The following is a 15,512-nucleotide window of genomic DNA, read 5'->3' as shown; positions in this document are numbered from 1 at the left end:
TAGCGTGCGATCGCAGACGCCGAGCCACTCGGCAGCGTAGTCGCGCAAGCGGCTGAAGCCGAGCGGCCGCCACAGCTTCCGCCTCAATAGCTCGGCGACGATCCTCGCTTCGACCAGACGGCACTGCGTCTCCATCGCTGCGACAGAGCACGCCTGCCGATCCAGCGCTTCAGCCTCCGGAGGCAGCGCCGCGGGCATCGACGCGTACGGATTCGGCTGCTGCGGAGGCCGCGGCTCCGGCTCCGGCTCGGACTGCGAGCGCCAGTTGCAGCGTTCTGCAGTGATAGGCGTCCCGGCCAGCGGCAGACGGCCGAAAGGCTGAGGATCGCCGGCACCAAAGCCTCGGCAGGCGTCGATCATCGTGGCGAACGTAATACGAAAACGATCCAATGGGCAAGCGCTTTGTCGCCCATTTTCGGCCATATTTCTTTGTTATTCCGTGGACCACATGTGATCCGCAGCACCGCTCGCATCATCGAGCGCAGCGTCCGAAAGAAGGTCGATTGTCCGCTTGGCGAAATCGAAGAAGGTTCCGCGATTGGCCTGCCTGATGGTCCGGATCCACACGCGGCATGGGAAGCGAACGCGCGTGGTGCCTCCGATGATGTCCAAGTACCTGCGACGGTCGACGCCAGAGTCGCGCGAACGGCGCTACCGCCCCATCTCCCGCAATCTCTCCAACAACGTCACGCCCGCGTAACCATCCGCGGGCTTGATTCCGTTGGCCTTCTGGAACTTCTGCACCGCCTGCATGGTACCGGTACCGACGCGTCCGTCGGTACCGCCGGTGTCGTAGCCGAGCGCGGTGAGCCGCCGCTGAACCTCCTGGAGCTCGGCAAGCGTTGGAGCACGCTCGCCGCCGGGGAAAGCTTGAACGAACGGGCCGCCGCCGGCGATGCGGTCGGCGAGGTGCAGGATCGCGAGCGTGTAATTGTTCGACGGGTTGTACGTGCGCACCGCGTAGAAGTTCGGTCCGAGAAGAAACGCCGGTCCACCCTTGGCCGGCACCCACAGCTTCGCCGTTGCCTTCGGTTGTGGAAATCGCTGGCCGTCGGCTCGCCGCACGCCAGCTTTCTCCCAGTTGCTGTAGCTCCTGGAGGCAGACGTCACGACGAAGCCAGCGGGCAGTCGCACCTCATATCCCCAATGCTCGTCGCGCCGATATCCGCCGCGCTGCACGAGATAGCGTGCGCTGGAGCCTAGCGCGTCGTCCGGCGCTCCGAAGGGAGAGACCCGCCCGTCCCGATCAAAGTCGATGCCCACGTTGACCCACACTTCGGGCATCCACTGCGTGTGTCCCATCGCCCCTGCCCACGAGCCATTCATCTCCCCCGGCGTCGACCACCCGCGCTCGACAATGACGAACGCGAACAGCAGCTGCTGCTGCCAGAAGTCGCGCCGCCGCGGCTCGCCCCATGCCAGCGCGGCGAGGGCCGGGAAGACCGGACGCATGTGATTCTTCTGCACGAGCGGGTCGCCGTAGCCGGACTCGATGCCCCAAAGGCCGAGAAGGACGCTGGGCGGGACGCCGAAATCCTTTTCGATGCGTTCGAGCAGCGCGGCGTGCTCTTTTCGCTTCTCTCTGCCGACGTTGATGCGCCACTCGGAGACGCGGCGGTTCAGGTACTGCCACAGCTGCTCCTGGAACTCGGGCTGCGCGTCGACCTTCTCGAACACCGTCATGTCGGGCTGAAGCTTCTCGGTCACCCGAGCGTACGTCGCCGCGGAGATGCCGCGCGCGAGGGCACGCGGCCGGAAATCCTTGACCCATTGGTTGAAAGAGGTGCGCGCCTTCGGGGCCTGCGCGCTCCAGACGGGCGTGGTCACCGCCAGCATCGCCGCGATGAGCAGTGCGGGAACGAGTCGGCGCTGAACCATGATCACGACAATGGCACCTCCGCGCGCACGAGGAAGCTGGCGACGCCGACGCTTGATGGCAGGGGCGCGCGGCCGCGTTGGCCACTGGCGGCGCAGCGAATCGGAGTGGGTGGCTGGCCGTCCGCCCGGGCCGGTGCTATGGCGCCCCCATGCCCGCCTACGCCGCCGATCTGGCCGCAGTCCGAGCGGCCGCCGGTCGCCTGACCGGCTACGTCCACCGCACTCCCGTCTTCACGTGCTCCACCATAGACGAGCGCGCCGGGCGCTCGCTCTTCTTCAAGTGCGAAAACTTCCAGAAGGTTGGAGCGTTCAAGTACCGCGGCGCGTGCAATGCGGTCCTGCAGCTCGACGAAGAGCGCGCGCGACGCGGCGTCGTCACGCACAGCTCGGGCAACCATGCACAGGCGCTGGCGCTGGCGGCGCGGCAGCGAGGAATTCCGGCGCACATCGTCATGCCGGAAGGAACGCCGGCGGTGAAGCTTCGAGCCGTCGCGGACTACGGCGCACGCGTGATCCTGTGTGCTCCGACGCTGGCAGCGCGAGAGCGGACCGCAGCCGATGTGGCCGCGCAGACGGGCGCGGTCTACGTGCCGCCATACGATGATCCAGCCATCATCGCCGGACAGGGCACGACCGCGCTCGAGCTCTTCGAGCAGGTCGCGGATCTGGATGCCATCCTCGCTCCGGTCGGCGGCGGCGGGCTCATTTCCGGAATGAGCGTGGTTGCGCGGTCGCTGCACCCGCGCGTTCGTATTTTCGCAGCCGAACCCGAAGGAGCCGATGATGCGGCGCGGTCCGTAGCCGCAGGGCGGCTGATTCCGCAGACCGCCCCTGCAACCATCGCCGATGGGCTCCGCACGAGCCTGGGCGAGCTTACGTGGCCCATCCTTCGCGATCACGTCGAAGCCGTCATCACCGTCAGCGAAGAGTCGATCATCGCGGCCATGCGCCTGATGTGGGAGCGGGCCAAGCTGCTCATCGAGCCGAGCTCGGCAGTTGCCGTCGCCGCGGTTCTGGCGCCGAGCTTCCCTGCCGCATCGCAGGTGCGCCGGGTCGGAGTGGTGCTCAGCGGAGGCAACGTCGACTTCGACTACCTGCCCTGGTGAGGCGCGAGCGTTGCATGACGTTCGACTCGCCAACCCTTCGCGCCTCCATGATCACCAGCCATGTCGGCTTTGCCGCCGGCGAGCGGGTTCTGGACGTGAGCCTCTACGGCCGCCTCGGTCACGGCCAGCAGCCGATCTCGATCGCAATCCAACGGTCCTGCCATGGCGCCGTCGTCACGGCGGTCTACGAGAACCAGCGCCTGCGCGCGTCCGCCCAGCGGAAGCTGACAGCGGCAGGCGTCGACGTCGCGCTCATGGATGGCCGGCCCGAGGCTCTGCCGTTCCAGCCGATGTCCTTCGACACCGTGGTCTCGAGCCTGCTGTTCCACCACCTCGACGATGCGCGCAAGCAGCGCGTGCTCCGCGAGATGCATCGAGTGCTGGGGCCGGGCGGGCGCATCGTCGTGCTCGACTGGACGCGGCCGGCAACGGCAGCGCTGCGGCTCGCGTTCTGGACGGTGCGCGCCACGGACGGCTTCCTGCAAACCGCCGCGGCATGCCGCGGCGAGCTTGTCCGGATGATGCAGCAGGCCGGCTTTGCCGACGCGAGCGAGGTCTCCACCCACGACGCCTTCCCGGGGACGCTCGGATTGTTCTGCGGCAGCAAGGCAAGCGCCGGCCTGCACACAAACGGCGGGCTCGCGCGATGATGCAGTTCTCGTGCTGCAACGCCGTCAGCTGGGCCGCGCACTCGTGCCTCGCCGCGCGCCCGGTCGACGGCATGACGCGCGTGGTGGTGGCGAGGCTGGTGCGCAACGCTCGAACCATGCCTCGATCGGTGCGACGCCCGCAGCGGTGGCGGAAACGCGCGCCGTGCCCGCCTCGCTCGTCTGCTGCCCCTGCTTGAACGCAAGGAGCGAGGAATCGCAACTGCTTGCGCGACCGCTTCCACTGTCGCTTCGCCCCGCATGATGCGCATCGTCCCGCGAAGGCTGGCTGAGCGCGCAAAGCCGCTCAATACTCGTGCACGGAAGGCTGGGCTGGAGCGAGCCGGGGCGGCACGCACGTCAGCGCGGCATCAGGCGGCGAAGGATCTGCGCGACGTTCCCACAATGAAGCTGCTGACGCGCCCTGCAATCTGCCTCGTGCTGCTCCTGACAACGGTGTCGTGTCAGAGCGATCCCGACTCGCGCGCGCCGGACCCGCCGGCGGCAGCCACACCTTCTCGCAGCGACGACGACGTCATCCACGACGGTCAGGACTCGCCGTTCCCCGAGCTCGTCGAGGCGCCGCCCGCGGCTGCGCAGGAGCCGTCCGATCCTCCCGAAGCGGCCAGGCCCGTCGGAGTGCACAAGGCGCCCGATACGGAGAAGTCCCCTGAGCTGGCGGCGGCAGCGAAGGAGGACGAGCCCGCACACTCGCGCGATCTTGCCGCGATCCGCGCGGCCGGCGAGATCCTCATGCTGACGCCGACCAACGCGACCTCCTACTTTCTCTACCGCGGCGAGCCGATGGGATTCGAATACGAGCTGATGCGGCAGTTCGCCGAAGAGAACCACCTGACGCTGCGAGTGGAAGTCGTCTCGGATCCGACGACCCTTCTGGATCGGCTCGACCAGGGCGCGGGTGACATCGCCGCCGGACGCCTGGCGCGCACCGACGTGCTCGAAGGACGCATCGCCTACACACGGCCGCTCTATCAGTCCGACCCCGTGCTCGTTCAGCAGGAGCGGCCGATCGTCGCGACGGACCTTCCTCCGGAAGCCACTCAGGCGGCGAGCGGGCGCAGCAAAACCATCCAGGAGATCGAGGCCGGCGTTCGTCTCATCGAGAAGCCGTGGCAGCTGGCCGGCAAGCGAGTGGACGTTCCCCAGGACTCCGCCTACGAACGCACGCTGATCGAGCTGGAAGACAGCATCTCCGGCGACATCCATGTTGTGGAGGTGCAGACGGGCGATGAAGCGCTCATCAAGCGCGTGGCCGAGGGCCAGATCACCTACACCGTGGCGCACGAGAACATCGGCAGGCTCACCGAGGTCTACTTCACCAACCTCAAGATCAAGCCGATCCTCGGAGAGACGCACGAGATCGTATGGGCGCTGCCCGCGGCATCGACCGAGCTGCTGGCGGCGCTCAACGCCTGGCTCGAAGGCAAGGAGAGGTCGGGGCACCTGGCGGTCATGTACAGGAAGTACTTCGCCGACCGCCGAGCGTTCACCGAGCGCGTCGAGAGCGAGTACCTGACCTCCGCGACGGGCAAGCTGTCACCGTTCGACGATCTGCTGCGCCGCTACGCGCCCTCGCTCGGCTGGGACTGGCGGCTGCTCGCGTCGCAGGCCTACCAGGAGTCTCGCTTCAATCCGAAGGCGAAGTCGTGGGCCGGCGCGGCCGGACTGCTGCAGCTGATGCCGCGCACGGCCAAGGAAGTCGGAGTCACCGATCTGTTCAAGCCGGAGGACAACGTGAGCGGCGCCGTCCGTTTCCTGCAGTCGCTGCAGACGCGCTGGGCCGATCGCATCGCCGACGAGAAGGAGCGGCTCAAGTTCATCCTGGCCTCGTACAACGTCGGGCCCGGTCACGTCGACGATGCGCGCCGGCTCGCCGAGAAGTATGGCGGCGACCCCCAAAGCTGGCGCGACGTGTCCTACTGGCTGCTGGAGAAATCCAAGGCCAAGATCGCGGCCGACCCCGTCGTCAAGTTCGGCTACTGCCGAGGCATCGAGCCGGTGATGTACGTCGAGCGCATCCTCGAGCGCTTCGAGCACTACCGGCAGTTCGTGGAGACGTGACGATCAACGCCCGCAGCCTCATGAACGAGCGAACAGCTCGTGGCGCGCGGCATCGGAAATGGCCACGACGGCCGGGTGCTTGAGCCGCCGCTCCACCGAAATCGCGTAGAATCGCTCCCGGACTTCCTGGGTCCGTCCGATGATCTCGACGCCGTGCTGGCGCGTCACTTCCTTCTCGATCACGGTCGGCGCCTGAAAGATTCCGACTCCGTCGCCGCCGAACACCGACAGCAGCGCGCTGTCCTCGAACTCGGCCGTCACCGCCGGCTTGATGTCGAGCCGGTCGAACCACTGATTGAGCGCGCGGCGCAGGCTGAGATTCTCGAGCGGCAGCAGCATCGGTGCGCCGTCGAGGGATTTCGGAAACCCGCGCCGGAACTTCCTGGCCAGCTCGGCGGTGCCGAAGAACGTGACACCCGTTTCTCCGAGTAGATGGTGGAACGCGCGCACGCTGCTGCCGGGCGGGACCGGCGCGTCGGCAATGACGATGTCGAGCGAGTGCAGCGCGAGGTCGGCCAGCAGCTTTCCGTAGGAGTCCTCGTGACAGGCCAGGCGCACCGGATCAGCCAGGCTGAGCGCGGGCTCGAGCAGGCGCCGCACGACGAGCTTGGGCACCGGGTCGGCAATGCCGACATCCAGGCGCATCGGCTGTCCCGTGGACCGGCCGCGCACGGTGTCGAGCATCTCGCGCCCGAGCGAGAAGATCTCGTCCGCATAGCGCAGAACGACCCGTCCCATCTCGGTCAGCTCCAGCCGCCGCCCCGAGCGCGTGAACAGCTTCTCGCCGAGCTGGTTCTCCAGCGCGTGGATCTGCGCGCTGAGCGTCGGATGCGACAGGCGCAGCACCCTGCCTGCGGCCACCAGGCCGCCCTCCCTCGCCACGACCCAGAAGTAGAGGAGATGGTGGTAGTTCAGCCATTCGATGCGTCTCTCGGTCTTGTCGCTCATACCGACAGATTATGTCCGGTTTTCGTTATTGTCGACATAAGGCAAAGGCCTTACAACCGCTGCACGAGCTGCCGACGACACGGCCGCCGCCCCTCGACGCAACGGAGCCTGCAGATGCCACTGGAAACCATCGGATCGCCCATGCTGTGGTCGGCCTTCCTCGCCTTCGTGCTGGCGATGCTGGCCATCGACCTCGGCGTGTTTCACCGCAATGCCCACGAGGTGAGCGTCAAGGAGGCGGCGGCATGGAGCGCGATCTGGTTCGTGCTGGCGGTGATCTTCAATCTCGGCGTCTACTCCTGGTTCGGCACCGAGCGCGCGCTCGAGTTCGCCACCGGCTACCTGATCGAGAAGGCGCTCGCCGTCGACAACATCTTCGTCTTCGTCGTCATCTTCAGCGCCTTTTCCGTGCCCGCGCGCTATCAGCATCGCGTGCTGTTCTGGGGTGTGATCGGTGCGCTGGTGATGCGAGCCGCGTTCATCTTCGCCGGTGCGGCGTTTCTGCAGCGGTTCCACTGGGGAATCTACGTCTTCGGCGCGATCCTCGCGATCACCGGCATCAAGCTGCTGCTGCAGCGCCACGAGGAGATGCATCCGGAGCAGAATCCGCTGCTGCGCGGCTTCCAGCGCCTGTTCCCCGTCACGCACGAGATGCAGGGCGACAAGTTCACGATCGTGCGCGCCGGCCGCCGCTACGCCACGCCGCTGCTGCTGGCGCTGCTGGCGGTAGAGATCACCGACCTGATCTTTGCCGTCGACTCGATCCCCGCCATCTTCGCCGTCACCGCCGACCCCTTCATCGTCTTCACCTCCAACATCTTCGCGATCCTGGGCCTGCGCTCGCTCTACTTCCTGCTCGCGGGCGTGATCACGCAGTTTGCATATCTCAAGGTCGGCCTGTCCTTCGTGCTGATCTTCGTCGGCGCCAAGATGCTGTTGATGGACGTCTACAAGATTCCCATCGGCGTCTCGCTCGCCGCCATAGCCGGCATCCTCGGAGCCTCCGTCCTCGTCTCGCTGTGGAAGCCGCCGTCGGCTCGCGAAGTGAGCTGCGACGTGCTGCTCGAGGACCCCAAGGTCGAGGTAGAGTAGAGCGGTCGCGCGTCACCGGCCGGTCCTCGGTACCGGCGGCCAGGCGCGCGCCCAACCGTCACGACGAGGCCGCCAGCATCCGCGCCTGCTGCGCCGCGATCTCGAACGAGCGCAGGCGCGCGCGATGATCGTGGATCTGCGAGACGATCATCAGCTCGTCCGCGCGCGTCCGGTCGAGAAACGCCGCCATCGCTTCACGCACGGTCTCCGGTGATCCGACGGCCGAGCACGACAGCACCGCCTCGAGCACCGCGCGCTCGGCCGGAGCCAGCGTCTCGTCGAATCCTTCGAGCGGCGGCGGCAGCTGGATGGGGCGGCCGCGGCGCAGCGCCACGAAAGCCTGCTGCACCGACGTCGACAGCAATCGGGCCTCCTCGTCGGTGTCGGCGGCGAAGACGTTGAAGCCGAGCATCACGTGCGGCTTCTCGAGCGCGCCGGGACGGAAGCGGCTGCGATACAGCTCCAGCGCCTGCATCATCTGCGTCGGCGCGAAATGCGAGGCGAACGCGAACGGCAGGCCCAGTGCCGCGGCCACCTGCGCGCCATAGAGGCTGGAGCCGAGGATCCAGATCGGGACCTTCAGTCCCGCGCCCGGAACCGCGCGAACGGTCCGATCGGGATCGGGATCGGAGAAGTACGCCAGCAGCTCCAGAACATCCTGCGGAAACGTCTCGGGCCCCGATTCCAGGTTGCGACGCAAGGCGCGCGCGGTGACCGGGTCGGTGCCCGGAGCGCGGCCCAGTCCCAGATCGATGCGTCCGGGGTACAGCGATTCGAGCGTGCCGAACTGCTCGGCAATCACCAGCGGCGAATGGTTCGGCAGCATGATGCCGCCGGCGCCGACACGGATGCGTTCGGTGCCTTCGGCGACGTACCCGATGACCACCGCCGTAGCGGCGCTGGCGATGCCCGGCATTCCGTGATGCTCGGCCAGCCAGAAGCGCCGGTAATCCCAGCGCTCGGCATGCCGCGCAACGTCGCGACTGTTGCGCAGCGCCTCGGCGGCCGTTCCGCCTTCGATGATGGGTGCAAGGTCGAGAACCGACAACAGCGCCACGCGCCCCTCCTGACGCGTGCGCCGATGAAGCGCAACGAGCCGTCCGCGGACGGCAGGCAGCGTAGGAGCGGCGGCAGCACCCGGTGACACGCGACCGCGCATCATCTTTTCCAGTGCCCCTACTCACGGCCGGAAGGCACGCTAAGCTTGGTTTCGCCCCGCCGGCCCGAGCCGGCATCCAGGCATCGGACGAGAATGAAGCTGATGGAAATGCATGCACCCCTTCGGGAGGGCACGCGCGAGCTCGTGTTGCTCCCGGGCGAACCTTTCCCGCAAGGCGCAACGTGGGACGGCGAGGGCGTGAACTTCTCGCTGTTCGCCGCCGGCGCAGAAGCGGTGGAGCTGTGCCTCTTCGACAGCGCCGAGGATCGCCACGAATCGGCGCGATTGCGGCTGCGCGAGCGCACCAACGACTTCTGGCACGGCTATCTGCCGCATCTGCGCCCGGGCCAGCTTTACGGCTACCGCGTCTACGGGCCGTTCGATCCCGCGGCAGGGCTGCGGTTCAACGCCAACAAGCTGCTGCTCGATCCGTATGCCAAAGCCATCGGCCGCGGCCTGCACTGGGACGACGCCGTCTTCGGCTACACCATCGGCTCTCCCGACGGTGATCTATCGTTCGATGAGCGCGACAGCGCCCCCTTTGCTCCGCTCGCCGTCGTCGCCGACCCGTCCTTCGACTGGCAGGATGACGAGCCACCGCGCGTGCCGTGGCACGAGAGCATCATCTACGAGACGCACGTGCGCGGACTGACGATGCGACATCCGGCAGTCCCCGAAAATCTGCGCGGCACCTATGCGGGCCTTGCGTGCGACCCGGTGCTCGAGCACCTGCAGCGCCTGGGCGTCACTGCCGTCGAGCTGATGCCGGTGCACTACTTTCTCGACGACCGCCACCTCGTCGACAGGGGCCTGCGCAACTACTGGGGCTACAACACTCTCGGCTATTTCGCGCCGCATCCGCTGTACGCGGCGCGCGAGCATCCCTTCGGTGTGGTGTGGGAGTTCCGCGACATGGTGCGGCGCCTCCACAAGGCCGGCATCGAGGTGATCCTGGACGTCGTCTACAACCACACCGCCGAAGGCAACGAGATGGGCCCGACGCTGTCGTTCCGCGGCATCGACAACCTCGCCTACTACCGGACGGTGCCGGGCAACGCGCGCTACTACATGGACTTCACCGGCTGCGGCAACACTCTGAACATGGTGCACCCGCATTCGCTGCAGCTCATGATGGACAGCCTTCGCTACTGGGTCACCGAGATGCACGTCGACGGCTTCCGCTTCGACCTGGCGGCTGCGCTGGCCCGCGAGCTCGACGAGGTGAAGCAGCTGGGCGCCTTCTTCGACACCATCTACCAGGACCCCACGCTGGCCTCGGTCAAGCTGATCGCCGAGCCGTGGGATCTGGGGCCCGACGGCTACCAGGTCGGCAAGTTCCCGAACAACTGGGCCGAGTGGAACGGCCGCTACCGCGACACCGTGCGACGGTTCTGGCGCGGCGACATGGGCCTCCACGCCGACGTGGCCACCCGGCTCGGCGGCAGCGCCGACCTCTACGAGCACGCCGGACGCCTGCGCTCCTCGAGCATAAACTTCATCACGGCACACGACGGCTTCACGCTGGCCGACCTGGTTTCCTACGAAGGCAAGCACAACGAGGCCAACCTCGACGACAACCGCGACGGCTCCGACGACAACTCCTCGTGGAACTGCGGCGTCGAAGGCGAGACGGACGATGCCGAGATCCGCGCGCTGCGATGGCGGCAGATGCGCAACTTCCTGGCCACGCTCCTGCTCTCACAGGGCGTGCCGATGATCGGCGGCGGCGACGAGATCGCGCGCAGCCAGCGGGGCAACAACAACGGCTACTGCCAGGACAACGAGCTGACCTGGTACGACTGGAACCTCAGCGAAGAGCAGCAGGCGTTCTTCGACTTCGCCTGCCGCCTCAGTCGCTATCGGCGCGAGCATCCGACGTTCCACCGCCGCACCTTCCGCGACGAGAACCCCGACACGCCCGACGTCGAGACGATCCGCTGGCTGCGCTCGGACGGCCAGCCCATGCGCGACGAAGACTGGGAAGACGGCGGCTGGATGCGCACGCTCGGCATGCTGCTGCTCGGCGACGCGCCCGAGATCCGCGACTCGGCCGGCCAGCGCGTCCAGGACGACGATTTCCTGCTGCTGCTGAACGCCTACCACGAGCCGATCAAGTTCCGCGTCCCCGAAGAGCTGCGCCAGCGCATCTGGCGCACCGTGTTCGACACGGCGCGGCCGGAGCTCGCGCCCGACAAGGAGAGGCTGCGAAAGAGCGGCCTCGTCCAGCTCGCCGGTCGCTCGATGGTGGTCCTGCGTCGTGGCCGATAACTGGACGGCTACATACCGGCTGCAGCTCCATCGCGGCTTCGATCTGTCCTGCGCTGCGGCGGCCGTTCCTTATCTGGCGCGGCTCGGCATCAGCCACGTCTATCTGTCGCCGGTGCTGCAGGCGGCGCCGGGAAGCACGCACGGCTACGACGTTGCCGATCCTCTGCGCATCAACGAGGAGCTCGGCGGCGAGGAAGGATGGCAGGCGCTGCAGGCGTCGGTGCGCCGTCACGGCCTGAAGGTGCTGCTCGACATCGTGCCCAACCACATGAGCGCGAGCAGCGCCAATCCGTGGTGGGAAGACCTCCTGAGCCGGGGGCCGTTCAGCGCCTGCGAGCGCACCTTCGACGTCGCGGCGCGCGCCGACGGCGGCCGCTGGTGCCTGCGCCTGTGCACGCTCGGAAAGCCGTACGCCGAGGCGCTGGCTGCGGGAGAGTTGCGCGTGGAGGCCGCCGAGGCGGGCCTGCCGCGCATCTACTACTACGAACAGAGCTGGCCGCTTTCGCCCGGTTCATGGGCAAGCGTGATGCCACCGGCGGACGGCGCGCTGACCGCGATGCTGGACGAGCTTCGCCGGCTGCAGCACGGCGAGCTGCCGGGTGAAGGAGAGGTCGAGCGCCTCCGCGCGCTGGCCGAGACGGCTGCGGGCGACATTCGCGAGCTCGGCAGCAACTCCCGCTGGCGCAGCGACCTGCGCGAGCGCTGCACCGCGGTGTCGGCCGATGCCGACGCGATGCACGACCTGCTCGAACAGCAGTTCTACAAGCTGTGCTGGTGGAAGAGCGAGGGCGAGCTGGTCAACTACCGCCGTTTCTTCAACATCGCCTCCCTGGTCGGCGTGGCCATCGAGCGCGACGACGTCTTCGAGCGCACGCACGCCCGCATCCGCAGGATGATCGAGGCCGGCGAGCTGGACGGGCTGCGCGTGGATCATCCCGACGGGCTGCGCGATCCGCTCGGGTATCTGCAGCGGCTGCGGCAGATGTTTCCGCAGGGCCGCATCTACGTGGAGAAGATCCTGGATGCGGAGGAAGAGCTCCCTTCCTCCTGGCCCGTCGACGGCACCGTCGGCTACGACTTCCTCGACCGCGTCGGCCGGCTGTGGATGGACGAGCAGAAGAGCGATGCGCTGACGGCCGCCTATCACGACTTCACCGGACACACCGTCAACTATCCGGCGCTGGTCCGGGCCAAGAAGCTCGAGATCGTCGCCACCAGCTTCGAAGCCGACCTGGTGCGGCTGACGTCGCTGGCGATGGCGGCCGCCGAGGCGTGCTGTCGGGCGCACGATCTGAGCCGTCGCCAGATGCGGCAGGCACTCGAGCTGCTCACGTGCATGCTGCCGGTGTACCGGACGTATCTGAGAGCGTCGGCGACGGAACCCGCTGCCGACGGCTCGGCCGACGAAAAGAACTGGCGCCTGCTCCTGGATGCGCTCGGCGCCGCGCGAGCGCAGGCCGCCGGCGTGCAGCCGCAGGTATTCGACGCGCTCGAGAAGGTGCTGACGGGCGACGGCGAACTGTCTCGCGAGCTGCTCGCGCGGTGGCAGCAGCTGACGCCGGCCGTAACGGCCAAAGGCGCCGAGGACACCACGTTCTACCTCTACGACCGCCTGCTCTCGTGCAACGAGGTCGGCTCGCAGCCGTCGCTGCTCGGCATCTCGACCGATCGCTTTCATCAGTTCTGCTCGCACATCGCCTCGCGCTGGCCGCGCAGCCTGCTGGGCACGTCGACGCACGACACCAAGCGCAGCGAAGACGTGCGCTGCCGCATTGACGTGCTGACCGAGGCCGTGGAGGCGTGGGCAGCCGCCCTGCGCTCGTGGAGCGCGCGCAACCAGCCAGCGTGGAAAGGACGCAAGGCCGACAAGCTTGCCGAGTACCTGCTCTACCAGACCCTGGTCGGCGCCTGGCCCATCGACGCGGAGCGCGCCTGGCTCTACATGCAGAAGGCGTGCCGCGAGGCGAAGATCCATACTTCGTGGCACGAGCCGGACGAGGACTACGAGAACGGCGTGCACGAGTTCCTGGACGCGCTCTTCGCCGACGCCGACTTCGTCGCCGAGCTCGAAGCACTGGTGACGCAGATCGGCGAAGCGGGCCGCATCAACAGCCTGGCGCAGACGCTCATCAAGCTGACGGCGCCGGGCACGCCCGACTTCTACCAGGGCACCGAGCGCTGGAGCCTCAGCCTGGTCGACCCCGACAATCGGCGGCCCGTCGACTTCGGCGCGCTGCAAGGCATGCTCGAGCGTGCCGAGAGCATGACGGCCGCGCAGGCCATGGCCGAGATGGAGAGCGGCATGCCCAAGCTCTGGCTCATCCTTACGGTGTTGCGCCTGCGCCGCCAGCGGCCCGAGCTGTTCGGCGCCGATGCCGCCTATCATCCGCACGGCGCGCGCGGGCCGCGGCTGCAGCACCTGCTTTCGTACATCCGCGCCGAGGAGCTGATGGTCGTGGTGCCGCGCTTCACGCTCGCGCTCGCCGGACAGTGGGAAGACACCGTGGTGCCGCTGCCCGACGGGCAATGGGACGACGTTCTCGGGGGCGGCTCGTTTCGCGGCGAGGCGGCGCCCGAGCATCTGTTCGGTGCCTTCCCGGTGGCGCTTCTCCTGCGACGATGAGCGAGGTCACGCTACGAGTGTGGGCGCCCGATGCGCGCGCCGTGGAAGCGATCGTCGACGATCAGGTGCGACCGCTGCGCCAAGAGCGCGACGGAGCCTGGACCTGCGCCCTGGAGGCGGGACAGCGCTACAGGTTGCGCGTCGATGGCAACGGGCCCTTCCCCGACCCGGCCTCGCGCTGGCAGCCCGAGGGAGTTCACGGGCCCTCGCAGGCGATCGCCCTCGAAGGCGTCGAATGGAACGACGCTGCGTTCGCGCCGGTGCCGCTGTCGAAGGCGGTGATCTACGAGCTGCACGTCGGCACGTTCAGCCCCTCGGGCACCTATGCCGGAGTGATCGAGAAGCTGCCCTACCTGCGCGACCTCGGCGTCACGCACGTCGAGCTGATGCCGCTGGCGACATTCCCGGGCAGCCGCGGCTGGGGCTATGACGGCGTCTATCCGTACGCGCCGCATCCGGCGTACGGCACTCCGCACGAGCTTCGCCGGCTCGTGCAGGCGGCGCACGATCATGGCCTGGCGGTGCTGCTCGACGTCGTCTACAACCACCTCGGGCCGGACGGCAACTACCTCGCCAGCTACGGCCCCTACTTCACCGACCGCTACAGAACGCCGTGGGGGCCGGCGATCAACTTCGACGACGCGGGCAGCGATTCCGTGCGCGCGTTCTTCATCGAGAACGCGCTGATGTGGCTGCGCGACTACCGCTTCGACGGCCTGCGCCTGGACGCGGTGCATGCGATCTACGACATGCGCGCAACGCACTTTCTCGAGGAGCTGTCTCGTGCCGTTGCGGGCCTGGAAAAGGACAGCGGCCGCGCGCTGCTGCTGATCGCCGAGTCGGACGCGAATGACCCGCGCCTGGTATGGCCGGTGTCGCGCGGCGGATTCGGCCTGCATGCGCACTGGATGGACGATTTCCACCATGCGCTGCACTCGCTGCTCACCGGCGAGCGCGACGGCTACTACTCGGACTTCGGCAGCTTCGGTCAGCTGGCCCGTGCCTGGCAGCGCGGATACGTCTTCGCGGGCGATTACTCGGGCTTTCGCCGTCGCAGCCACGGGCGCGAGCCCAACGATGTGCGATGCGACCAGCTGGTGGTGTTCAGCCAGAATCACGACCAGATCGGCAACCGCGGCTTCGGCGAGCGGCTCAGCCAGCTCCTGGAGCCGCCGGCGCTGAAGGTCGCGGCGGCCCTGACGCTGCTCAGCCCGTTCGTGCCTCTGCTGTTCCAGGGCGAGGAGTGGGCGGCGTCGACGCCGTTCCTCTATTTCACCGACCACCAGGATGCGGAGCTTGCGCGCGCGGTTCGCGAAGGACGCCGGCGCGAGTTCGCTTCGTTCCAGTGGCGCGGCGAGGTGCCGGATCCGCAGGCGCCCGAGACTTTCGAGGCCTCGCGCCTTCGCTGGGAAGAGATCCAGGACGGCGCGCACGACGACATGCTGCGCTGGTATCGCGAGCTGCTGCGGCTGCGGCGCGACCATCCGATCGACGCCGCCGATGTGCAGGTCGACGGGGACGAGCGCCAGCGCGTGCTGGTGTTGCGGCGCGGGTCGCTGCTCGTCGCTGCGAACGTCGGCACCGAGCCCGCGCTCATCGCGCCGCCGCAAGGGCCGTGGCGGATCGTGCTGCGGTCGCAGGCAAATGCGGAGTGGCAGCGGCTGCCGGGGCCGGGCGTGATCGTTGCGGTGCGGGGCTGAGCGGCAGCG

10 protein-coding genes are annotated in these 15,512 nt (G+C 67.8%); 7 read left to right on the top strand and 3 right to left on the bottom strand.

What is annotated here, in order from left to right:
- Nucleotides 1-651 precede the first annotated feature (651 nt).
- Nucleotides 652-1,878, bottom strand: coding sequence for a lytic murein transglycosylase (locus VEC57_17435; protein HYC00920.1), 1,227 nt, complete (start codon nucleotides 1,876-1,878; stop codon nucleotides 652-654).
- Nucleotides 1,879-2,027: 149 nt separating this feature from the next.
- On the opposite strand from VEC57_17435, the gene VEC57_17430 reads away from it, so the two are divergent.
- The 3 genes from VEC57_17430 to VEC57_17420 all read left to right on the top strand — a co-directional run bounded on the left by VEC57_17430 (nucleotide 2,028) and on the right by VEC57_17420 (nucleotide 5,713).
- Nucleotides 2,028-2,984 carry a pyridoxal-phosphate dependent enzyme gene (locus tag VEC57_17430; GenBank protein HYC00919.1) on the top strand — a complete coding sequence of 319 codons (957 nt, stop codon included), beginning with the start codon at nucleotides 2,028-2,030 and terminating at the stop codon, nucleotides 2,982-2,984.
- Nucleotides 2,985-2,998: 14 nt separating this feature from the next.
- Entirely contained in the window at nucleotides 2,999-3,634 is a 636-nt protein-coding gene (locus VEC57_17425) for a methyltransferase domain-containing protein (GenBank protein ID HYC00918.1), read from the top strand.
- A 402-nt stretch (nucleotides 3,635-4,036) separates the two neighbouring features.
- Nucleotides 4,037-5,713 carry a transporter substrate-binding domain-containing protein gene (locus VEC57_17420; protein HYC00917.1) on the top strand — a complete coding sequence of 559 codons (1,677 nt, stop codon included), beginning with the start codon at nucleotides 4,037-4,039 and terminating at the stop codon, nucleotides 5,711-5,713.
- Between the two features lie 18 nt (nucleotides 5,714-5,731).
- Here the strand turns inward: VEC57_17420 and nhaR are convergent, their stop codons facing one another.
- Nucleotides 5,732-6,661 (bottom strand): transcriptional activator NhaR, encoded by a 930-nt coding sequence (gene nhaR / locus VEC57_17415; protein HYC00916.1) that lies wholly within the window; start codon nucleotides 6,659-6,661, stop codon nucleotides 5,732-5,734.
- 114 nt (nucleotides 6,662-6,775) lie between these two features.
- Here nhaR and VEC57_17410 point away from each other — a divergent pair, with 114 nt between their 5' ends.
- Nucleotides 6,776-7,753: a TerC family protein gene (locus tag VEC57_17410; protein ID HYC00915.1), complete on the top strand. Its 978-nt coding sequence runs from the start codon at nucleotides 6,776-6,778 to the stop codon at nucleotides 7,751-7,753.
- A gap of 58 nt (nucleotides 7,754-7,811) precedes the next feature.
- Here the strand turns inward: VEC57_17410 and VEC57_17405 are convergent, their stop codons facing one another.
- Nucleotides 7,812-8,810 (bottom strand): LLM class flavin-dependent oxidoreductase, encoded by a 999-nt coding sequence (locus tag VEC57_17405; protein ID HYC00914.1) that lies wholly within the window; start codon nucleotides 8,808-8,810, stop codon nucleotides 7,812-7,814.
- Nucleotides 8,811-9,005: 195 nt separating this feature from the next.
- Between VEC57_17405 and glgX the strand changes: the two genes are divergently transcribed.
- The 3 genes from glgX to treZ are packed head-to-tail and all read left to right on the top strand — an operon-like array spanning nucleotide 9,006 to nucleotide 15,503.
- Entirely contained in the window at nucleotides 9,006-11,180 is a 2,175-nt protein-coding gene (gene glgX, locus VEC57_17400) for a glycogen debranching protein GlgX (protein HYC00913.1), read from the top strand.
- Nucleotides 11,170-13,803, top strand: coding sequence for a malto-oligosyltrehalose synthase (gene treY, locus VEC57_17395; protein ID HYC00912.1), 2,634 nt, complete (start codon nucleotides 11,170-11,172; stop codon nucleotides 13,801-13,803). The genes glgX and treY overlap by 11 nt, the downstream gene beginning before the upstream one ends.
- Nucleotides 13,800-15,503, top strand: coding sequence for a malto-oligosyltrehalose trehalohydrolase (gene treZ / locus VEC57_17390; protein ID HYC00911.1), 1,704 nt, complete (start codon nucleotides 13,800-13,802; stop codon nucleotides 15,501-15,503). The genes treY and treZ overlap by 4 nt, the downstream gene beginning before the upstream one ends.
- The last annotated feature ends 9 nt before the right edge of the window (nucleotides 15,504-15,512 follow it).

The sequence above is a fragment of the Candidatus Limnocylindrales bacterium genome (genome assembly GCA_035626395.1).
In the GTDB taxonomy this organism is placed as follows: domain Bacteria; phylum Desulfobacterota; class Binatia; order UBA1149; family CAITLU01; genus DASPNH01.
This window is presented reverse-complemented; position numbering and strand designations above follow the sequence as displayed.

Coding starts and splice junctions, on each gene's coding strand:
- VEC57_17420 (HYC00917.1), top strand. CDS start 4,037: ATGAAGCTGCTGACGCGCCCTGCAATCTGCCTCGTGCTGCTCCTGACA.
- VEC57_17425 (HYC00918.1), top strand. CDS start 2,999: ATGACGTTCGACTCGCCAACCCTTCGCGCCTCCATGATCACCAGCCAT.
- nhaR (HYC00916.1), bottom strand. CDS start 6,661: ATGAGCGACAAGACCGAGAGACGCATCGAATGGCTGAACTACCACCAT.
- glgX (HYC00913.1), top strand. CDS start 9,006: ATGAAGCTGATGGAAATGCATGCACCCCTTCGGGAGGGCACGCGCGAG.
- VEC57_17435 (HYC00920.1), bottom strand. CDS start 1,878: ATGGTTCAGCGCCGACTCGTTCCCGCACTGCTCATCGCGGCGATGCTG.
- VEC57_17410 (HYC00915.1), top strand. CDS start 6,776: ATGCCACTGGAAACCATCGGATCGCCCATGCTGTGGTCGGCCTTCCTC.
- treZ (HYC00911.1), top strand. CDS start 13,800: ATGAGCGAGGTCACGCTACGAGTGTGGGCGCCCGATGCGCGCGCCGTG.
- VEC57_17430 (HYC00919.1), top strand. CDS start 2,028: ATGCCCGCCTACGCCGCCGATCTGGCCGCAGTCCGAGCGGCCGCCGGT.